Annotated in this window: 16 protein-coding genes, 1 riboswitch and 1 other annotated feature; of the genes, 1 reads left to right on the top strand and 15 read right to left on the bottom strand. The window is 35.5% G+C overall.

The genetic code is table 11. The features are described from left to right. Window positions 1-188: 188 nt before the first annotated feature. From dnaB to hutH, 9 genes are all read right to left on the bottom strand, one after another. A complete protein-coding gene (gene dnaB / locus M1D64_RS00080; RefSeq protein ID WP_037537355.1) occupies window positions 189-1,589 on the bottom strand; it encodes a replicative DNA helicase in 1,401 nt (466 codons plus the stop codon). 39 nt (window positions 1,590-1,628) lie between these two features. Continuing rightward, the gene (gene rplI / locus M1D64_RS00075; RefSeq protein ID WP_002481977.1) at window positions 1,629-2,075 is read right to left on the bottom strand and encodes a 50S ribosomal protein L9; all 447 of its coding nucleotides are present in this window, start codon (window positions 2,073-2,075) and stop codon (window positions 1,629-1,631) included. Next, entirely contained in the window at window positions 2,072-4,039 is a 1,968-nt protein-coding gene (locus M1D64_RS00070) for a DHH family phosphoesterase (protein ID WP_002481976.1), read from the bottom strand. The genes rplI and M1D64_RS00070 overlap by 4 nt, the downstream gene beginning before the upstream one ends. 14 nt (window positions 4,040-4,053) lie before the next feature. Then, window positions 4,054-4,980, bottom strand: coding sequence for a DUF2232 domain-containing protein (locus tag M1D64_RS00065; protein ID WP_172606392.1), 927 nt, complete (start codon window positions 4,978-4,980; stop codon window positions 4,054-4,056). Window positions 4,981-5,245: 265 nt separating this feature from the next. Next, a complete protein-coding gene (gene metX, locus M1D64_RS00060; RefSeq protein ID WP_002481973.1) occupies window positions 5,246-6,214 on the bottom strand; it encodes a homoserine O-acetyltransferase MetX in 969 nt (322 codons plus the stop codon). Window positions 6,215-6,275: 61 nt separating this feature from the next. After that, window positions 6,276-6,374: riboswitch (SAM riboswitch) on the bottom strand. A 111-nt stretch (window positions 6,375-6,485) separates the two neighbouring features. After that, window positions 6,486-6,815 (bottom strand): AzlD domain-containing protein, encoded by a 330-nt coding sequence (locus tag M1D64_RS00055; protein WP_115347121.1) that lies wholly within the window; start codon window positions 6,813-6,815, stop codon window positions 6,486-6,488. After that, window positions 6,812-7,513 (bottom strand): AzlC family ABC transporter permease, encoded by a 702-nt coding sequence (locus tag M1D64_RS00050; RefSeq protein ID WP_480977522.1) that lies wholly within the window; start codon window positions 7,511-7,513, stop codon window positions 6,812-6,814. The genes M1D64_RS00055 and M1D64_RS00050 overlap by 4 nt, the downstream gene beginning before the upstream one ends. A 315-nt stretch (window positions 7,514-7,828) precedes the next feature. Further along, window positions 7,829-9,112, bottom strand: a complete 1,284-nt coding sequence (serS, locus tag M1D64_RS00045; RefSeq protein WP_480977521.1) for a serine--tRNA ligase — start codon at window positions 9,110-9,112, stop codon at window positions 7,829-7,831. A 63-nt stretch (window positions 9,113-9,175) separates the two neighbouring features. Continuing rightward, window positions 9,176-9,364 (bottom strand) — a binding site (T-box leader). A 79-nt stretch (window positions 9,365-9,443) separates the two neighbouring features. Further along, on the bottom strand, window positions 9,444-10,943 hold the full coding sequence (gene hutH, locus M1D64_RS00040; protein WP_041080281.1) for a histidine ammonia-lyase: 1,500 nt from the start codon (window positions 10,941-10,943) through the stop codon (window positions 9,444-9,446). Window positions 10,944-11,339: 396 nt separating this feature from the next. On the opposite strand from hutH, the gene M1D64_RS00035 reads away from it, so the two are divergent. Then, on the top strand, window positions 11,340-12,152 hold the full coding sequence (locus M1D64_RS00035) for an NAD(P)H-hydrate dehydratase (RefSeq protein WP_326005958.1): 813 nt from the start codon (window positions 11,340-11,342) through the stop codon (window positions 12,150-12,152). Between the two features lie 61 nt (window positions 12,153-12,213). Here the strand turns inward: M1D64_RS00035 and gyrA are convergent, their stop codons facing one another. From gyrA to dnaA, 6 genes are all read right to left on the bottom strand, one after another. Continuing rightward, window positions 12,214-14,907 (bottom strand): DNA gyrase subunit A, encoded by a 2,694-nt coding sequence (gene gyrA / locus M1D64_RS00030; RefSeq protein ID WP_480977520.1) that lies wholly within the window; start codon window positions 14,905-14,907, stop codon window positions 12,214-12,216. A 35-nt stretch (window positions 14,908-14,942) separates the two neighbouring features. Continuing rightward, window positions 14,943-16,877, bottom strand: coding sequence for a DNA topoisomerase (ATP-hydrolyzing) subunit B (gene gyrB / locus M1D64_RS00025; RefSeq protein ID WP_206260727.1), 1,935 nt, complete (start codon window positions 16,875-16,877; stop codon window positions 14,943-14,945). A 12-nt stretch (window positions 16,878-16,889) separates the two neighbouring features. Then, window positions 16,890-18,005 (bottom strand): DNA replication/repair protein RecF, encoded by a 1,116-nt coding sequence (gene recF, locus M1D64_RS00020; RefSeq protein ID WP_069838055.1) that lies wholly within the window; start codon window positions 18,003-18,005, stop codon window positions 16,890-16,892. Next, entirely contained in the window at window positions 18,002-18,235 is a 234-nt protein-coding gene (yaaA, locus tag M1D64_RS00015) for a S4 domain-containing protein YaaA (RefSeq protein ID WP_171914394.1), read from the bottom strand. Before yaaA ends, recF begins: the two co-directional genes overlap by 4 nt. A gap of 549 nt (window positions 18,236-18,784) precedes the next feature. Then, window positions 18,785-19,915, bottom strand: a complete 1,131-nt coding sequence (dnaN, locus tag M1D64_RS00010; RefSeq protein WP_041080283.1) for a DNA polymerase III subunit beta — start codon at window positions 19,913-19,915, stop codon at window positions 18,785-18,787. Between the two features lie 247 nt (window positions 19,916-20,162). Next, the gene (gene dnaA, locus M1D64_RS00005; RefSeq protein WP_069838054.1) at window positions 20,163-21,530 is read right to left on the bottom strand and encodes a chromosomal replication initiator protein DnaA; all 1,368 of its coding nucleotides are present in this window, start codon (window positions 21,528-21,530) and stop codon (window positions 20,163-20,165) included. Window positions 21,531-22,063: the final 533 nt, after the last annotated feature.

The raw sequence follows: 22,063 nt of genomic DNA, 5'->3' as shown, positions 1-22,063 counted from the left end.
TGATGGTGTTCAAAGTGGAAAGAGATACAGTTTAAATCCAGTCACACCAAGTATTAAGACCATTTTTTACATTTATAAGGACACATACTTACTGCGAATACACGGCAATAAACACAAACAAAAACCGTACAATGAAATACATATTTGTATTATTGTACGGAAATTAACAAGAAAATTATTTTTTTACCTTATCCAAAATCAGCATGTGCATAATCTATATCTGTAAATTTATTATATTGTTTCATAAAGTGTAACTTAACGGTGCCTGTAGGGCCGTTACGTTGTTTCGCAATAATGATTTCAATTTCACCATTATCGTCATTCGTTTGTGGTTCGTAATTTGAATCATCATCGTCGTCTTCATCTTCGCCACGATTGTAATAATCATCACGATATAAGAAGGCTACGATATCGGCATCTTGCTCGATAGAACCCGACTCACGTATATCACTCATCATCGGACGTTTATCCTGACGTTGTTCTACACCACGAGATAACTGACTCAATGCAATCACAGGACATTCTAATTCTCTGGCAATCGCCTTTAAAGTACGTGATATTTCTGATACTTCTTGTTGTCGATTGTCAGAAAAACGAGAACCACTACCTGAAATTAACTGTAAGTAGTCAATAACAATCATGTCTAAGCCATGTTCTTGTTTCAAGCGACGACACTTTGAACGAATATCTGTGATACGAATCCCAGGTGTATCATCAATAAATATCTTTGTACGTGATAATTTACCTACAGCAATTGTGAAACGATTCCAGTCTTCCTCAGTCATCATACCTGTTCTTAAGCGGTTCGAATCCACATTGCCCGAGCTACAAATCATACGTGTTGCTAACTGATCTGCGCCCATCTCTAAAGAAAAGATCCCTACAGAAAAATGATCTTCATGTGTTGCCACTTTTTGTGCAATATTAAGTGCGAAGGCAGTCTTACCTACCGAAGGACGTGCTGCTAAGATAATTAAATCGTTACGGTTAAAACCCGCTGTCATTTGGTCTAAATCGCGATACCCTGTTGGAATACCTGGCGTTTGACCACTGTTCTGATCTAATAGTTCTGCATTTTCATAAACATCACCTAAGACATCTCGAATGTCTTTAAATCCATCACTTTCACGTGTGGATGATAGTTCTAATATACGACGTTCAGCATCGTTAAGTATCGTATCTAGTTCCAGTTCATCATTATAGCCATCGTTCGCAATACTATCCGCAGTTTGAATTAATTTACGCTTCGTGGCGTGTTTAAACACAATTTCCGTATAATATTGAATATTACGTGTGGTCGGCACATTACTTGATAATTCTGCAAGATATTGAGGACCGCCCGCTTCATTCAATCGTCCTTCTTGGGATAACTGATCCATAATGGTAACGACATCGATATCTTTATTATCTTCATTGAGGTTCATCATTGCTCTGAAAATGTGCTGGTGTGCCCCTCTATAAAAGGACTCAGGAAGTAATACTTCCTGAGTAGTGTTGATTAATTCTGGATCTATGATAATGGCACCTAAGACAGACTGTTCAGCCTCATTACTGTGTGGCATTTGATTTTGTTCGTACATTCCATCCATTCCATCCATTGCGCTTACACCTCATATCTCAATCCGTTATTATTGTTCAACTGTGTGTACACGAATTGTACCTTCAACTTCTTTGTCTAATTTAACTGGTACGTTAGTGTAACCTAATGCATGGATACCATTTGGTAAGTCCATTTTACGTTTATCAATCTTAATGTCATGTTGTTGTTGTAATGCTTGTGTGATTTGTTTGGTACTTACTGAACCAAATAATTTACCGCCTTCACCTGTTTTAGCAGATACTTCGACTTCAATCTCACTTAATTGTTCTTTTAATTTTTTAGCATCTTCAATTTCTTGTTGACGTTCTGCTTCAGCAGCTTTATTTTTTTGTTCTAATTGTTTTAAGTTACCTGGCGTTGCTTCAACTGCCATGTTTTTCTTCAATAAGAAGTTATTTGCGTAACCAACTGGTACGTCTTTAACTTCGCCTTTTTTACCTTTACCTTTAACATCTTGTGTGAATATTACTTTCATGAATTTTCACTCCTACTCATTTGTTCTGTTATAGCTTGTTGTAATTTTTCAATTGCTTCATCAACAGTCACATCTTTTAATTGTGTGGCTGCGTTCGTTAAATGACCTCCACCACCAAGTGCTTCCATTGTTAACTGAACATTGACTGCACCAAGTGAACGCGCAGACATACCTACGACATTGTCTTCTCTTCTTGCAACTACATAAGAAGCTTCTACACCATCTAAACTTAACAGTTCATCGGCAGCTTGTGCAACTGTAACAGGATGGTAGATTTTCTCATCTGAACCATGTGCAATGGCAACACCATTATCTTGTAGTTTCACTGTTTGGATCAATTCAGTACGATTAATATACGTATCAAGGTCATCTTTTAAGAAATGCTGCGTCAAGATTGTATCGGCACCATGTGCACGTAAATAACTTGCCGCATCAAATGTTCTAGAGCCAGTACGCAATGTGAAGTTACGTGTATCTACAATGATGCCGGCAAACATGACCGTTGATTCTAAACGTGTCAGACGTTGTTCTGTTGGTTGATACTCGAGTAATTCTGTAACGAGTTCTGCTGTTGAACTTGCATAAGGTTCCATATATACAAGTAATGGACTCGAAATGAAACTTTCACCACGTCTATGATGGTCAATGACTACTTTACGATTGGCTTTATTCAAAATATTTTCATCGATGACCATTTCTGGTTTGTGCGTATCTACAACGACAAGCGTTGTCTTGGAAGTCATAATGTCCCATGCTTCATCTGAAGTGATGAAACGATCTTTAAGTTCTGGTTTTTCATTTACCGCATCCATAACACGTCGTAACGTCGGATCGATATCAGATTCATTTAAAACAATATAGGCATCTAGATTATTCATCATCGCAAAACGAGATACACCAATTGCTGCACCAATTGCGTCTAAATCAGGACTCTTGTGCCCCATGATAATCACTTTGTCGCCTTCCATTAAGATATCTTTAAGTGCATGTGAGATAACACGCGCTCTTACACGTGTACGTTTTTCCATTGGGTCAGTCTTACCACCATAGAAACGTACATTACCGTTCACGTGTTTAATTGCAACTTGGTCGCCACCACGACCGAGTGCTAAATCTAGGCCAGATTGAGAAAGTTCTCCAAGATCAATTAGATTTTCAGAACCTTCACCCACACCAATACTTAATGTTAATTGCGCGCGATAACCTACGCTCTTTTCACGTAATTGGCTTAAAATACTAAAGTTAGTTGCTTCAATTTCGTTTAAAATATTTTGGTTTAAATATGCCACGAATTGATCCGAACTATAGCGTTTAAAGTAAATATTATGTTCTGTTGCCCATCTACTGATGACGCGCGTAACCATTGAGTTGATTTCTGATTTTTGCGTATCATTCATATTTTGGGTAATTTCATCATAATTATCCAAGAATAATGTCGCTATAATTGGTTTAGATGATTCATATAATTCATTTGTATAGACTTCTTTTGTAATGTCGAAGAAATAAAGCACGTGTTCTTTTTCTGAATAACGCACACGATAGTGGTATTCATTTTCATTAATTTCTATTTCTTGTGTTTTTTCTAATTGTTTTAAGATATTAGGATATACTTCGTTGACTGGGTCGGAAATTACATTACGATTTAAACGTTCCGACATAAATCTATTCATCCACTCTATGTTTTCATTTTCATCTAAGATAATCATTCCGATAGGTAGATTTTTAATTGCGATATTACTACCTTCAGAGATATGACCACTTAAATTGTCCACATAGCTGTCTAATTTTTGTAAAGCTTGTCTTACCATAAATGCTGTCCCTATAATAATAATCACTAATACAATCGTCGCTATACCTGCTACGAGTTGGTTAAAAACAAACCAAACTACAACCAGCGCAATTGCGGTGAGCGTCATAATTACAAATGGTAAAATCAACGCTTTTTTAGTGGATTGACGGTTCATTCTTCCACCTCAAATCATTTTTTAATGATACTTTTTAAGTTAAAACATAAATCGATTACACCCAGGAGACTTACAATATGTGTTAATGGCATTAAAATTGTCCCTATAACCATTAGTAACACAGTAAGTACGAGTGGCATTGATTTTGCTTTGCCGAAAAAGTGAATAACACTTAACCCCTGAATATACATACATAATGATAACACAATTTCAAAGTTTAAAACGATACTTTGGAAAGTACCAGCTTGGCTTGCAAACATAACACAAATCAAGACAATAATATATATCCATAATAATGAACGGCTCATCTGCCAAGCATATAATGGTTTAAATATTGGTGTAGCGATTTTGAATTTACGTAAAATTGGAAAAGTAATAATTAAATTGATTAAAATAAGTAGAAAAACTGCAATGATTACCATACTTGGTAACTGAACTGCCAATTGACGGAATCCCTCTTCGAGCATTTGTTTATACTCGTTACCAACTGAAGCACCTGAAATAACCTGATGCATTTGATCTTTTATTGGGTTCATTAAAACTGTCGCGCTTGGTATCTTATCAAACGTTTGCAGTCCCATAAATGCAATTAATGAAATCATACTAATATATGTAGTCGTTATATATAGTATACGTTCTTTAGATGTTCTTTCTTTTAATAATTGGCCAACAACGAAACTCGTAATGAGCACGAGGACCATGATACTTAATACAAATATATTACCCAGTAAAGTTGTTAATACAACCGTTACGACAGCTGTCAATCCGAATGATTCAATTGATTTATGCCATAAGATAATGCCCGGAATTGTCGCAAACGCGCTCAATACAAGACCAAGCGGTGGTAATATATGCAAAGCCAAAGCGACTACGATTAGCGTTAGAATACTAAGCACAGTTGCTTTAGGATATATTTTAGAAAACAAATTCGCCACTCCCATACTATTTTTGACTATACCCTTTATTTTAACCTCTTTAAAACTTTTATACAATTATTGGCAACCCATTTTATATAGAAGTTCTATTCAGAAAATACACCTTCACTATAATCCTTAGAAATCATTGTTATATATCAATCGCTTCTTCACTAACAACAACTTATTTATATTTCACACAAAAATAGGATGTAACCAACTTGTTTCTCACCTCTATTTAGTAGTAAGAAGACAACCGGCACATCCCAAAAATTAAATCTATTTAGTTAGTTCATTTACGTTTGATTTTATAGACTTTTAAAAAGTGATATAGATTCGGCGCCCAATCATTGAAGTTAAGTAAAAATCCATCATGTCCTACATTGTCAGGAACGAAAAAGTGTTTATGAAATTTAAAGCGCTCGCCGACTGCTCGAACAAGGTCATCAGGATAAAGTAAGTCATCGGTAAAGCCCATTGTCATAACCTTCGTATCTAAATTACGGAATACTTCATCCACATCATCACGTCCTCTATCGACATCATGACTATCCAAGACATCCAGCAGTGTTAAATAACATGCATAATCAAAATGATTCATAAACTTATCACCTTGATGTTTTTGATAGGCGACAACTTGATCTGGTGAAAAGCGTTTATCATAACTTTTAGATGATCGATAAGTTAAGAAACCCAATTGTCTAGCGATACTCATACCATTTTTAGGATCTAAATGAATGGCTTGCCTCGCTATCTCGTTAAACGCTCGACTGTAGGATGATGTTTTATCCGTTGCAGCAAGTATAACGGCTTTATCGACATTAAATTTGCGATTATATAATAATTCAATCGCTTGCATGCCTCCTAAAGAACCACCAATGAGAATATTAATGTGTTCAAATCCTAACGTTTCTATGCCTATTTCAATTGCACGTACAATGTCTCTTAACGTGAGCGTTTGAGGGAAATCAGCATCTGTTAATGCCGAACTTGAACCATACGGACTACCAATTACATTAAAAGTTAAAAACTGATAATCATTGATAGGCATATAGCCCCCATCAATGATACCTCTCCACCATCCTGGTTGATCATTTGTCCCATATGTTAAATGGTTACCTGTCAAAGCGTGACAGACAACAACTAAAGGTTGTCCTTTCAACCCCACATGTTCATAGCGTAGTTTCAAATTAGATATGAGTTCTCCAGATTCCGTTGTAAAAGGCCCTAATTCTAAAGTATCTACCGTATAATTCGTCATGATTTCCCTCCTACTTAATAAAAAACTTCTCACTCATATAAAATAAGTAAGAAGTTATAATTACTTATCATTCGAGTGTATCGTTGGTTTTAGCACCGTACTACACAGCCGGTTGCTGAAGCATCACTAGGCCAAGTCCCTCAGCTTCTCGAAATAAGATTTGATTTTAATTGTATAAAACGAAAGTATGACAGACTAAAAATCGGAAATATCATAATTTTCTAATTATTCTAATTCTAACGGATATCCTGTGTTTCATCAATGATATTCTTTAAAAAAACCATCTCAACAATGCCATAATAATAATCCCACTTAGAATCGTTATCGTTAAACTCCTTGAAACGATGGCAATTACAATCGTAGGTATCATCGTTATCAAAAATGCCATATTGATTGTGTATCCAATTACACCATCTTGTTGGACCAAGACACCATCAATAATCAACGCTGTAAACAATGTAATTGGGATAAAGGAGAGCCATTTGACTACACGTTCAGATAAATGAACTTTAGAAATCATCACAAACGGTATAATTCGAGTCAACCACGTCACAATTCCGCATAAAATAATAATCGTTAACATATGTATCGTTGTCGTCATCGTTCCATCACCACCCCAAGTGCTGCCGTTATTGTAGAAGCTAAAATAATTGCTAAATATAATGGCATAAATAAACTTAATCCCAACATCATCACAATGACACAAATAATCAGAACTAAGTAAATCTTAACTTTTGAGCGCCTGATTGATTCAAATTGGGAGACGGCAAGAAAAATAAACATAGCCGTTATTGCAAAGTCTAAGCCTAATGCGTCTGGGTCATGGATGTACTTACCAAATAAAGCACCAATAATACATGCAATCGTCCAAAAAACATAAGCTGTTATATTCAAACCGTGTAGCCATCGATCATTAATTTTTTCGCCTTTTAGATGTGGTGTCACTGCAACCCCAAATGTTTCATCTGTTACCAGTGTTGCCAACCCAATTCTATTTAGTAAACTATAATCCTTATAGCTTGGCGCGAGTGTCATACTTAATAAGAACATCCTAGAATTGACGATGAACGCAGTTAATACAATTGCGGATATAGGTGTACCTGCAATAACAAGCGCGCAAATTATAAATTGTGCTGCGCCTGCGTATACAAGCAAACACAGTAAAATAATTTCCAACAAGCTAAATCCTGAAGCAACTGCAACAATTCCAAAAGATAAACCCACGCCTGCGTATCCTAACAAGGTAGGAATACACGCTTTGACACCTTGTTTAAATGTTACATGCGCTTCATTTTCCATACACACCCACCCTCTCATGGCACTTCAAAAATAATATATCAATTCTAATACAACTCATTCTAAATGCGCAATATCTTTAGACATCCGTTTGTGTGAGGTTAGACTAACGATTGTCTTAAAAAGCTTAAACACACGTTGTTTATATTTCTCTGAATTTTTAGAAATAATTAAGACATACCTCTAAAATATAGCTGAATTCCGCCTAATCATATTTGCTATTTTATACTTTTTACACCTCCCCTACCCTTTCGATAGTGCACAAAAAACGCATAGGACCTATTGTCGCTACGCGTTTTTAGCATTACTTTCAGTTTTTTATTTAGTCGGACGGATGACTGTTTTACCACCCATAAATGGAACTAACACTTCTGGAATTGTAACTGAGCCATCTTCATTTTGATAGTTCTCAACGATAGCTGCAAAGGTACGACCTACAGCTAACCCGCTACCATTTAAAGTATGCGCTAATTCTGGTTTCGCATTTTTATCGCGTTTGAAGCGAATGTTTGAACGACGTGCTTGGAAATCTGTAATATTTGAACAAGAGCTGATTTCTTTATAATCATTATAGCTTGGTAACCAAACTTCTAAATCATATGTTTTACTTGAACCAAAACCAATATCTCCTGTACACAAGATAACACGGCGATATGGTAAACCAAGTTCTTCTAAAATCGCTTCTGCATGATGAGTCATGTCTTCAAGTGCTTGCCAAGAATCTTCAGGTTTTTCAATACGTACCATTTCAACTTTATCAAATTGGTGTAAGCGAATAAGTCCTCGTGTATCACGACCAGCAGATCCAGCCTCACTACGATAACAAGCTGATTGAGCTGTAAATTTAGCTGGTAATACGTCAGGTGCAATGATTTCATTGCGGTAATAATTCGTTAATGGCACTTCTGCAGTTGGAATGGTATAAAGGCCTTCTTTTTCTACTTTAAATAAGTCTTCTTCAAATTTAGGAAGTTGACCTGTACCATACATAGAATCGGCATTAACTAATTGTGGTACCATCATTTCCGTATAGCCATGTTGTGTCGTATGTTTCGTAATCATGTAGTTCATTAACGCTCTCTCTAATTGTGCACCGTCACCTGTCAAGAATACGAATCTCGCACCAGAGACTTTAGCTGCTCTTTCAAAATCAACCATCTCTAACTCTTCTACTAAATCCCAGTGTGCTTTATCTTCAAATTCAAAAGTTCTAGGTGTACCCCAACGTTTAACTTCTATATTATCTTCATCCGTAGCACCTTCTGGTACATCGTCGTGAATGATATTTGGAATACGAGACAATTTATCATTAAGGTCAACATCTACTTGATTTAAAGTATCATCTAGTACTTTAATTTCATCACCTAGGTTACGCATAGCTGCGATTGCATAGTCTGCATCTTCTTTATTACGTTTTTTCTGAGCAATTTCTCCACTTACTTTATTACGCTCTGCCTTCATTTCTTCGGCTTGACTGATAAGTTGACGACGTTGCTCATCTAGTTCTAATACTTCATCTACTACTTTTGAATCCATACCACGTTTTGCAACTTTTTCTTTAAGGAATTCTGGATCATTACGGAATAATTTGATATCTAACATGCTGCTCATCCTTTCAAATTTCAAAATTTATTGGATAATAACACAAAAAGACCACGTCCCTGTACAAGGGACGTGGTCTACGCGTTGCCACCCTATTTAACAGTCCAAAATTAGACTGCACTCTCACTAAATAACGGCTATAACCGATTGTTCTCATATAGTAGGTAGATTCATATTAAATATGATTACTTGTTCACACTAACCACAAGCTCTCTGAAATCAAAATTCAATATTACTTATCCTACGAACAATAGCATAATTAAGTTAATTTAAATATAGCAAATAACATCAGCTATTTCAAGGGTGACAACGTTTATGTCAATTAAAGTCCCTACATATAAGCAAGATCTTGTAAATATTGCGATACCGCTTCAATATCTTTATGGAACTGTCTATCTTCTGTAATTGATGGTACGATGTGACGTAATTCTTGATACTTTTCATATGTTTTCGGTGATAATTTATCAATATCTTTATATTCAACGGCTTGTAATGCAATAATCGTTTCAATTGCTAAGACACGTCTCGCATTTTCAATGATGTGATAGCCATGACGAGAGGCAATTGTTCCCATCGAAACGTGATCCTCTTGATTAGCTGACGATGGTATTGAGTCAACACTTGCTGGATGTGCGAGTGTTTTATTTTCTGATACTAGGCTCGCAGCAGCATACTGCATAATCATCGCACCACTCTGTAATCCTGGTTGTGGGCTTAAAAAGGCAGGCAATCCATTATTTAATTGAGGATTTACGAGTCGTTCTAGACGACGCTCTGAGACATTAGCCAATTCACTTACACCTAACTTTAAGAAATCTAATGCAAAGGCAATCGGTTGCCCATGGAAATTACCTCCAGAAATAACAAGCGTTTCATCGCCTTCATCAAATATTAATGGATTATCATTAGCAGCGTTCATTTCAAATTCTAATTTTTCTTTCACATAATTAAATACTTGAAAACTTGCGCCATGTATTTGTGGAATACAGCGTAATGTGTATGCATCTTGTACACGTATGTCACCTTGTGTAGTGGTTAACTCTGAGCCATCTAACCAATCTAACATTCTAGCTGCAACATCTATTTGTTCTTGAAAATTACGTGCTTTATGCACTTTTTCATTATAAGCATCTGTAATGCCATTTAATGCTTGATGTGTTAGAGCTGCAATCCATTCTGCTTGGTAACCTAAGGCTTCCGCTTCAATATAATTAATCACACCTTGCGCAGTCATCGCTTGCGTGCCATTGATGAGTGCAAGCCCTTCTTTAGCTTGTAATTGTATTGGGTTACGATTTAATTGATTTAAGACATACCGGCTGTCAACTTCTTCACCTTTAAAAAATACATTGCCTTCACCAATTAAAGCTAATGCTAAATGAGATAATGGCGCTAAATCCCCTGATGCCCCTAAAGAGCCTTGCTGTGGAATCACTGGTACAATTCTGTGATTGATATAATAAACAAGTTGCTCTAATAACGCGACTGTCGTACCAGAATGACCTTTCAACAGAGTATTTAATCGTAAGACCATCATTACTAAAGCAACTTCTTCTGAAAATGGTTTCCCAACACCACAAGCATGTGATCGAATTAAATTTACTTGTAATTGATTGTATTCACCTTTATCAATTCGCACATCACTAAATAATCCAAATCCAGTTGTAATACCATAGATTGTTTCTTTGTTTTCTATAATGTGTTCCACCGTTTGTCTACTTTTCTTTACGCGTTCCAGTGCTTCTTGTGTTACTTCAACGGTATCTTCCTTATTTAAGAACATTTTAATATCATTGATTGTCAACATTTCACCATTAAGTTGTAATGTCATTTCCCCATCTCCTCGCTTATCTATTTTGTTCAATTAATTCGAGTATACGCTTACATTTTCACACGAACAATAGGATTGACCATATCCGTAATATGGTATTAAATTACTGATTTAATGGGATAAAGTCGTATCAAAATTATGTTTTCTAAAATTAATATTTTCTTTACGACTTTGCCTATTGACTAATCTCGAAACCAGGTATAATATTTCTTATTGTATTTATAAATGAGCACATGAAAATAAGATATAAGTAACTTAAAAGAAAATGGTTTTAAAATTCTATAATATAGAGAATATAAGATAGCCAACTTTAACATTTATCATTTTAAGCAGATGCTTATCTTTTTCAAGTCAACGTATTAAATTAACGCTAAATGTTTAAAAGGAGGTTTCAAAATGGAAACTTTATCACAAGTAAGCATTCCAAAACGTAAAGATGAAACACATAAAGGTGATTATGGGAGAATTCTTTTAATTGGGGGTAATGCGAACTTAGGTGGTGCAATCATGCTTGCAGCTCGAGCGTGTGTTTATAGTGGTAGCGGATTAATCACTGTAGCTACACATCCAACAAATCATGCCGCTTTACATTCACGTTGTCCAGAGGCCATGGTGATTGATATTAACGATACTAAAATGTTAACAAAAATGATTGAGAACACGGATTGTATCTTAATCGGACCGGGACTCGGTTGTGATTTTAAAGGCAATAATGCCATCACTTTCCTATTACAAAATATTCAACCATATCAAAAATTAATTGTAGATGGGGATGCTATAACAATTTTTAGTAAATTGAAACCAGACATTCCTACGTGTAAGGTTATCTTTACGCCTCACCAAAAAGAGTGGGAACGTTTAAGTGGTATTCCTATAGAGGAACAAACGTATGAACGTAATCGTGAAGCCGCAGATCGCATTGGTGCAACCATTGTTTTAAAAATGCACGGAACTGAAATCTATTTCAGAGGTAAAGACTACAAACTGCCAATAGGGACACCTGCAATGGCTACAGGTGGTATGGGTGATACTTTATCTGGTATGATTACAAGCTTTGTCGGCCAATTCAACGACACAGAAGAAGCCGTTACAAGTGCTACGTATACGCATAGTTATATTGGAGAACAGTTAGCAGAAAAAATGTATGTCGTGCCACCATCCAGACTAATCAGTGAAATACCTCATGCTATGAAAGCTTTAGAAAATTAAGCCAAAAAAGACCTACCTCATTGAGGTAGGTCTTTTTTATAATGACTATTATCGCATAAAATTACTCTTCTTCGTTATCTTCATTGTCCGCATTATCAATATCTTCATTCACACGGTCCATAAAGTCTTGTCGTACTTCTTGACGATCATCATCATCTGATACATCACTATCTTCAACTTCTGTATGAATGGCGTTGCCTGGTGCATCGTCCTCTATCACAGCTTCACCTTGTTGTGAATCTTGTGCTATTTGTTCAGTTGCATCAGTAATTTCTGAATCGGAGGCAATTGCTTCAGTTTCTGTTTCAGCTTCATCTTCCTCATTTACTTTAGCTACTGTAGATACGAATTGATTTTCACCTAATTTAATCAATCTCACACCTTGTGCTGCACGACCGTTTTGTGAAATATCCTCTACATCAATACGGATAATCACGCCAGAGTTTGTAACAACCATCAAGTCTTCTTCACCAGTCACTGATGTGATACAAACTACATTACCATTACGTTCTGTGATAGTCGCTGTTTTAATACCTTTACCACCACGGTTTGATAATCTGTAATCTTCAACTGGTGTACGTTTACCGTAACCATTTTCAGTCACGACGAGTATTTCATCATCGCTTTCGACTTTTGTAACATCTAAACCGACTACTTTATCGTCTTCTCTAAGTGTAATACCTTTCACACCCGCTGCGGTACGGCCAAGTGGACGTAAGGCAGTTTCAGGGAAGCGAATTAATGAAGCGTGCGATGTACCGATTAGAATATCAGTTTCACCATCAGTTAGACGTACTGCAATCAATTCGTCATCCTGTTTGAAACTAATCGCAATTTTACCGTTTTTATTAATATGTGAGAAGTTACTTAGGGCAGAACGTTTCACTCTACCTTTTTGAGTAGCAAAGACTAAATAATCTTCTTCACTTTCTAAATCTTTAACAGCAATCATCGTACTAATCGATTCGTCATTATCTAACTCAATTGCGTTAACTACTGGGATACCTTTAGACTGTCGAGAAAGCTCAGGCACTTCGTAGCCTTTAAGTTTATAGACACGACCTTTATTCGTAAAGAATAGCACGTTGTCATGTGTACTTAACGTCACAAGTTGACTTACAAAGTCTTCTTCTAGCGTATTCATACCTTGAACACCACGACCACCACGGTGTTGTGCTCTATAAGTTGAAACTGGTAATCGTTTGATGTAGTTATTATGACTTAACGTAATCACAATTTGTTCTTCTGGAATTAGATCTTCATCTTCAATGTCATCTAAACCACCAAGTTGGATTTCAGTCTTACGTTCATCACCATAACGCTCACGGACATCAATCAATTCATCACGAACAATTTGTAATAATTTTTCTTCGTCTGCAAGGATAGATTTCAATTCTTCAATATAAGCAATTAGTTCATTATATTCAGCTTCAATCTTATCTCTTTCTAAACCAGTTAAACGTCTTAAACGCATATCTAAAATCGCTTGTGCTTGACGTTCAGATAATTTAAATTGTTCTTGTAAACTTGCCATGGCAATCTTATCGTTATCTGATTCACGAATAACTCTGATAATTTCATCAATATGATCAAGCGCAATTCTCAAACCTTCTAAGATATGTGCACGATCTAAAGCTTTTTTCAAATTATATTCGGTACGTCTTCTTACAACGACTTTTTGATGTTCTAAGTATTCAACTAAGGCATCTTTAAGTGAAATAAGTTTTGGTCTGCCATTAACTAAGGCAATCATGTTTACACCAAATGATGTTTGTAATGGTGTTTGTTTGTATAAGTTATTTAAGACAACACTCGCGTTGGCATCTTTACGGATATCGATTACTACACGGACACCTGTACGTAAACTTGTTTCATCTCGTAAGTCTGTGATACCGTCTATTTTCTTATCACGCGCTAATTCAGCAATCTTTTCTATCATACGTGCTTTGTTAACTTGGTACGGTACTTCTGTAACAACAATACGTTGACGGCCGCCACCACGTTCTTCTATTTCTGCACGAGAGCGCAATTGTATTGATCCACGACCTGTTTCAAATGCACGACGAATCCCACTCTTTCCAAGGATAATACCTGCAGTCGGGAAGTCTGGCCCTTGTATATCTTCCATCAATTCAGCAATGGTAATATCGGGATTATAACTTAAACTTAAAATACCGTTGATGACCTCTGTTAAATTATGTGGTGGAATATTTGTAGCCATACCAACAGCGATACCTGATGCACCATTAACTAATAAGTTAGGGAATCTAGCAGGTAAGACTGACGGCTCTCTTTCATTACCATCATAGTTATCGATAAAATCAATGGTATCTTTATTTAAATCTCTAAGTAATTCAAGTGTAATCTTAGACATACGTGCTTCTGTATAACGCATCGCAGCCGCACCATCGCCATCCATAGAACCAAAGTTACCTTGTCCATCAACTAAAGGATATCGATAGCTGAAGTCTTGTGCCATTCTAACCATTGCTTCATAAATTGATGAGTCACCATGTGGGTGATATTTACCCATTACGTCCCCAACAATACGCGCAGATTTCTTGTATGACTTGTCTGGTGTCATACCTTGTTCATGTAATCCATACAATATGCGTCGATGTACTGGTTTCAAACCATCTCTAACATCAGGTAAAGCACGTGAGACAATAACACTCATCGCATAGTCTAAGAATGACTCGCGCATCTCACTCGTTATATTTCGTTCATTAATTCTTGATTCAGGTAATTCAGCCATCAAGATATCCTCCTTCAAAAATTCAGTTCATCGTATTAGAAATCTAAGTTGGCATAGACTGCATTATCTTCAATAAACTGTCTACGGTTCTCTACAACGTCGCCCATTAACATTTCGAAGACTTGGTCCGCTTCAATCGCATCATCCAATGATACTTGTAACATGGCTCTATTTTCTGGATTCATGGTAGTTTCCCATAATTGATCCGCATTCATTTCACCAAGACCTTTGTAACGTGAAATCGACCATTTTGGCGTTGGTTCTAACTCAGCTTTAAGTTTTTCTAATTCACGTTCATTAAAGACATAGTATTTTTGTTTACCTTGTGTCAGTTTGAATAAAGGTGGTTGTGCAATATACACATATCCTGCTTCTAACAATGGTCTCATAAAGCGATAGAAGAATGTTAATAACAATGTTCTAATATGTGCACCATCGACATCAGCATCTGTCATAAGGACAATCTTATGATAGCGTGCTTTACTTAAATCAAATTCGCCACCAATACCCGTACCAAATGCCGTAATCATCGAACGAATCTCGTTATTATTTAAAATTCTATCTAAACGTGCTTTTTCAACGTTCAAGATTTTACCACGCAATGGTAATATAGCTTGTGTTTCTGAATCACGACCGGATTTTGTAGACCCACCGGCAGAGTCACCCTCGACGATAAAGATTTCACTACGTGATGGGTCTTTACTAGAGCAATCGGCCAATTTACCAGGTAAGCTTGATATTTCTAATGCTGATTTACGGCGTGTGACTTCACGTGCTTTTTTCGCAGCAAGACGTGCGTGCGAAGCCATGATACCTTTTTCAACTACAATACGGCCTACTTGAGGATGTTCATATAAGAAGCGCTCAAATAACTCGGAGAATAGTTTATCAACGATTTGACGTACTTCAGAGTTACCTAATTTTGTTTTTGTTTGTCCTTCAAATTGTGGATCACCGTGCTTAATTGAAACAATTGCTGTCAAACCTTCACGTGTGTCTTCACCTGAAAGTCTTTCTTTATCTTCTTTGATAATTTTACTACTTAATCCGTAACTATTAAGTACACGAGATAGCGCACGTTTGAAACCTTCCTCGTGTGTACCGCCTTCATATGTGTGAATATTATTCGCATACGTCAACAGGTTTGTTGCAAAACCTTTGTTGTATTGTAAGGCAATTTCAACTTCAATATCATCTTTCGTTTGATGCACGTAAATAGGTTCTTCATGTAAAGGCTCTTTGTTATCATTTAGCATTTCAACATAAGATTTAATACCACCTTCATAGTGATATGTGTCTTCACGAACTTCTTCACCGCGTTCATCTCTTAAAGTAATTGAAATACCTTTATTTAGGAACGCAAGCTCTCTTGTACGTTGTTGTAATGTTTCATAATGATATGTTGTCGTTTCTGTGAAAATTTCAGGATCCGCTTTAAAACGAATGACTGTACCTGTATTATCATCATCTGTTTCTTCAATGACTTTCAAGTCAAATTGAGGTACACCTTTTTTATAACCTTGATGATAAACTTTGCGGTCTTTATACACGTATACTTCAAGATCTTCTGATAACGCGTTGACTACTGATGAACCTACACCATGTAAACCACCAGAAACTTTATAACCGCCGCCACCGAATTTACCACCGGCATGTAATACAGTTAGAATAACCTCAACTGCAGGACGTCCCATTTTTTCTTGAATGCCAACAGGTATACCACGGCCATTATCCGTTACCTTAATCCAATTATCTTTTTCGATCACAACTTCAATTGTGTCGGCATAACCTGCAAGTGCTTCATCGATACTGTTATCGACAATTTCCCATACAAGATGGTGTAAACCTTTTTCTGAAGTTGAACCAATATACATACCTGGTCTTTTACGTACCGCTTCTAGACCTTCCAATACCTGAATCTGTCCAGCACCATAATCTTCCGTGTTGTTCACATCTGACACTGCTTCCACCTTCACTTTCCATTACTTTATAATTTCGCCCTGATTAATGCGATAAAGTTTAGCGTTTTTCATAATTTCATGTTCTATACCGTCTACGGATGTCGTAGTAACAAAAGTCTGCACTTTATGTTGAATAGTGCTCAATAAATGAGATTGACGTGAATCATCTAACTCACTTAATACATCATCTAGCAATAGAATTGGATACTCACCTACTTCAATATTCATTAACTCAATTTCAGCGAGTTTGATTGATAATGCAGTAGTTCTTTGTTGACCTTGCGAGCCATAAGTCTGAGCGTCCATTCCATTCACATTAAAACCTAAATCATCTCTGTGAGGTCCGTATAAACACACACCTCGGTCTTTTTCTCGTTCCATATTGTCATTAAGTATCGTTAAGACTTCCTCTAAGCGTTCCGTCTCACTTTTATCTTTATTTTCTAGTTTAATACTAGGTAAATAGCTTAAAGACAATGTTTCACGTTCATTTGTAATCCCAGAATGGATAGGTTTCGCTAGTGATTCAAGTTCATTAATAAAATGTTCACGTCTTAGCGTAATTTTGAGTGCGTATTCTGCAAATTGTTGGTTTAAGACTTCAAGCATGGTGCTGTCTGTCTTTTGTCCATATTGCAGTTGCTTCAAATAATTATTCTTTTGTTTTAAAATACGTTGATACTGTGACAAATCATTTAAATATACTGCTGAGATTTGTCCAAGTTCCATATCTATAAATCTACGTCTAATCTGCGGTGATCCTTTGACAATATTTAAATCCTCAGGCGCAAACAAAACGACGTTCAAGTGCCCAATATACTGAGTCAGTCTACTTTGTTCTAAGTGATTGATTTTGACTTGCTTACCTTTTTTAGTGATGTACATCGTTAAAGGCATCTCACCATATCTATAACTAAGATCACCCTCTATTTTAGCATAGTCGCTATCGAAACGTATGAGTTCTTTGTCATTAGACGTTCTGTGACTTTTAGCTAGTGCTAATGTATAAATAGATTCTAATAAATTAGTCTTCCCTTGGGCATTTTCACCAATCAATATATTGACATCGGGATGACAATTTAAGGAAATCGAGTCATAATTACGATAATTTTGTAACTGGAGTGTCTTTAATTTCATTCTTCACCTTGATGTAATATCAAAAATGAACCGACTTCTGGTATGACAATGCTATCTCGATGATTTAATTTCTTACCGCGACGCGTTTCACGCTCATCATTGATCATGACATCAAAATCTTGTAAGAACCATTTTGCTTGTCCGCCAGATTCGATAATACCTTCTGTCTTTAGAAATTGCCCTAAAGTAATGTCTCCATCAACAATTACCTCTTCAACCAAATCAATCACTCCATTTCTTTTAAGCTCACTTATATATTATACCTTTTTTTGCGGAAAATTTCATGCAAAATACAGTGAGTAAGCGATTTCTTTTAACTTATTTTAACTATTTTTAGATAATTAGTTTCAAAGTTATTTTTAACGTTGTTTCATATGTCATATTATATCAAAAATAAATACATTATATGGGCATTCTTTACAAATAATATTAATTTTCACTAAATACCTTAATCTGCTTAAAAATTTATGTATGATAAACGGACTATATTTATTTTGCATTTAGAGCTGTTTTAAGACACTTTTATTACTTTTAAGTATTTTTCCCTAAGAAAATGTTCAAAATGCTTATATTTGCCCTTTAAATGTCTTTAATCATGAAATTAAGTAATAACATTAGCAAATTTCTATTTATCTCTTACTATCTGCTTTTAAAATCGGACTTTTTTTTTCAAATAAAAACAGGGACAAACCAGAATTCACTAAGATTTCAAAGGCTTGTTCCTGTTAAGTTGCACTTTTATGAGAAAAGTAATTGCATTAATCTATTTAACAATACGATTAATACGTTCTAATCGGCAAGATGAGTTGTGTAACTGAATCATCGTCTTTTGGTTTTAAAATAAATGGTTTCATTGTACCGAAAAATTCTACTTCCACTTCATCGTTATCAATGGCTTTTAAAGCATCCATCATATATTTTGAGTTGAATGAGATTTTTAAGTTGCCACCATCTACATTACTTGCTTTAACATCTTCTTTTACCGTACCAATTTCTGGTGATGTTGAAGATAATTCTACAAGTTCATTACCTGTACTTAATTTAATGACATTATTGCCGCCTTCACGTGCTAATAATGATGCACGATCGATGGCATGATAGAATTCACCATTATCAATTCCTAATTTAATTTCGTAATTCTCTGGGAATAAACGAGATGTATCAGGATAATGACCTTCTAATAAACGTGAAATAAAGTTTACGTTACCCACTTTGAATAACACTTGATTTGAAGCAAAGAAAATATCGATGTCTTCTTCACTGTCTGACATAATCTTATTTAACTCAGACAATGCTTTACCAGGAATGATGACATTTTTATTTTCTGAGTCATCTTCTAATGCTACCTTTCTTACAGCCAAGCGGTGTGAGTCAGTAGCTGTGCATATTAATTCATTTTCTTGTATAAGCCAGTTGACACCAGTAAGCACTGGGCGTGTTTCTGAGGTGGACACTGCGAAATTAGTCTGTGCGATAACGTTTTTAAGCACTTTAACAGATAATTGGATCGCATCATCACGAGAAACTTGTGGCAATAACGGGTATTGATCTGGGTCTAAACCACTTAAGTTAAATTCAGAATGTCCAGATGTAATAAGTGTTTGGAACTGTTCATTTGTAGAAAGTTTAACTTCTTTACCTGGTAATTTTTTTATAATGTCTACGAAGAAACGACCAGGAAGCACGACTGATCCGGTTTCAGCAATATCAATAATATCTTCACCATCGACTTGTTTAGGAATAGTGATTTCGATTGAGATTTCTGAATCAGAACCAGTTAGTATAACTTCGTTGTTTTTAACTTCAATTTTGATACCAGTTAAGATAGGTAATGTTGTTCTTGGTGAGATGGCCTTAAGTGTGTCATTTAATTGATTAATAAAATAATCTCTTCTTATTGTGAATTCCATCTTTATTAAACTCCTTCCAGTCGTTTATATATTAAATTATATAGGTTTTAAAACAGTAGTAATAGTAGTAGGGCTTGTGGATTAGGGGATAAGTTAATTTTAGTGAACAGTGACGTCGATTAAAGACTGTGGATAACTTGTGCACTGTGTGTATGACTTTTTAACATTATCCACAATAACGTTTATAATCCCTCTATTAACTATTCCTCAAAATACCTACGCTTAATCTGTTATAGTACAGTTTATTTTATTGGTTTCTTATTTCTTTTTCTAAATTTTCAACTTCTTGTTTAAAAGTTTGATCATTTTGTATATCTTTAACTATTTTTTCATGTGCATGAATAACCGTTGTATGATCACGACCGCCAAACTCTTCACCAATTTTTGGTAATGAAAAATCGGTTAACTCACGCGATAAGTACATTGCAATTTGACGCGGATAAGCGATGGATTTTGTTCGTTTTTTAGCGCTAAAATCTTCAATTCTTACACTATAATACTGACCAACAATTTTCTGAATATCTTGTATCGTGATTTTTTTAGATTTAGGTGCTTGAATAATATCTTTAAGTGCTTCAGCTGTTAACTCAGTCGTAATGGGTTGTCCCTGTAATTTTGAAAATGCTAAGACACGTGTTAATGCACCTTCAAGTTCACGAATATTAGACTGAATTTGATTAGCGATGTAAGTAAGCGCCTCAGTCGGAATGTTAAGATTTTCTTCGCCAATTTTTTTCTGTAAAATCGCCATTCTTGTTTCATAATCAGGCGGCGTAATATCTACGATTAATCCCCATTCGAAACGTGAACGTAAACGATCTTCTAGTTTAGCAATTTCTTTTGGAGGTCGATCACTAGAAATTACAATTTGCTTATTTGCTTGATGTAATTCATTAAATGTATGGAAAAATTCTTCTTGAGTCTGTTCTTTATTTTGAATAAATTGAATATCATCAATTAATAAAACGTCGATATTACGGTATTTTTCCCTAAAACGTTCAGTTTTATTATCACGAATAGACTTAATAAATTCATTTGTAAATTTTTCACTAGACGTATAAATAACTTTAGCGTCTGGATTGTTATCCAATACATAATGACCAATCGCATGCATTAGATGGGTCTTACCTAAACCAACACCCCCATAAATAAATAATGGATTATACGCTTTAGCTGGTGCTTCTGCCACTGCAAGACTTGCAGCATGAGGGAATCTATTACCTGGTCCAATGACAAATGTTTCAAACGTATTATGTGTATTGAACTGTTCACCGCCAATGACAGCTTCATCAACGCCTGGCGTATACTTTTTGGCTGGTTGTTCTGGTTGATTTTCTTCTTTTTGCTCACTTGTATGTAAGCTTTTTAGCTCTTCTTCAGTATAAAAGACTGGTGCTATCTCATGACCAATTGCTTCATATAAAGCAGCTTTAATAATTTCTGCGTAATTCATCTTTAACCAATTAGCAACAAAATCGTCATCAGTAACTACAATCGCTTGCTCATTCTGCAGTTTAAACAATTTTGTATCTTTAAGAAATGTTTGGTAGCTTGCACTACTTACTTTTTCTTGAGCCAAGGTTAGAACTTTTTCCCATATTTCTTGTTCTGACATAATAACAAACTCCAACTTTCGTAAATTTTAAAGTTATACACAAAAACAACAGGTACAAATAAAAAGAATCACAGGCTGTTGATAATTATCCACAAGTTACGCACAATCAGTGGATAACTATTACCTAACTGTGATTTATACACAGGCTTTTGTTGTATAATTTATTAATTTAAACTCTGTAGCAATCAATATCTACATAACTTATCCACATAATTATACTTTTTAACAACAACCTCTGTCAAATGGGTGTGAATATGTTCTTAAATGCTGAGGACTCTGTGAATAACATTATACTTATCCACAAATTTGAGGTATAGCGTTGTGTATAAGTGGATAACTTTGAGCAATAGACAGTATACCAAATTTTAAGGTGTTTGTGGGTTTGGGAAATAATTTATAAAGATTGTATGAAAAATGTATAACACAAAATGGATAAATGCAGGGGTGCTGCAAAAGGGGAGTATTTGCATAGACAGAAGCACTTTTGGAGTGAAACATAGTAAATGCTTGATTGTAATATAATAAAGGAAGTG

Source organism: Staphylococcus sp. Z5-21 (assembly GCF_056529615.1).
The sequence above is the reverse complement of the archived record's forward strand: the minus strand, read 5'-3'. Positions and strand labels throughout refer to the sequence as shown.

Coding starts and splice junctions, on each gene's coding strand:
- dnaB (WP_037537355.1), bottom strand. CDS start 1,589: ATGGATGGAATGTACGAACAAAATCAAATGCCACACAGTAATGAGGCT.
- rplI (WP_002481977.1), bottom strand. CDS start 2,075: ATGAAAGTAATATTCACACAAGATGTTAAAGGTAAAGGTAAAAAAGGC.
- M1D64_RS00070 (WP_002481976.1), bottom strand. CDS start 4,039: ATGAACCGTCAATCCACTAAAAAAGCGTTGATTTTACCATTTGTAATT.
- M1D64_RS00065 (WP_172606392.1), bottom strand. CDS start 4,980: ATGGGAGTGGCGAATTTGTTTTCTAAAATATATCCTAAAGCAACTGTG.
- metX (WP_002481973.1), bottom strand. CDS start 6,214: ATGACGAATTATACGGTAGATACTTTAGAATTAGGGCCTTTTACAACG.
- M1D64_RS00055 (WP_115347121.1), bottom strand. CDS start 6,815: ATGACGACAACGATACATATGTTAACGATTATTATTTTATGCGGAATT.
- M1D64_RS00050 (WP_480977522.1), bottom strand. CDS start 7,513: ATGGAAAATGAAGCGCATGTAACATTTAAACAAGGTGTCAAAGCGTGT.
- serS (WP_480977521.1), bottom strand. CDS start 9,112: ATGTTAGATATCAAATTATTCCGTAATGATCCAGAATTCCTTAAAGAA.
- hutH (WP_041080281.1), bottom strand. CDS start 10,943: ATGACATTACAACTTAATGGTGAAATGTTGACAATCAATGATATTAAA.
- M1D64_RS00035 (WP_326005958.1), top strand. CDS start 11,340: ATGGAAACTTTATCACAAGTAAGCATTCCAAAACGTAAAGATGAAACA.
- gyrA (WP_480977520.1), bottom strand. CDS start 14,907: ATGGCTGAATTACCTGAATCAAGAATTAATGAACGAAATATAACGAGT.
- recF (WP_069838055.1), bottom strand. CDS start 18,005: ATGAAATTAAAGACACTCCAGTTACAAAATTATCGTAATTATGACTCG.
- dnaN (WP_041080283.1), bottom strand. CDS start 19,915: ATGGAATTCACAATAAGAAGAGATTATTTTATTAATCAATTAAATGAC.
- dnaA (WP_069838054.1), bottom strand. CDS start 21,530: ATGTCAGAACAAGAAATATGGGAAAAAGTTCTAACCTTGGCTCAAGAA.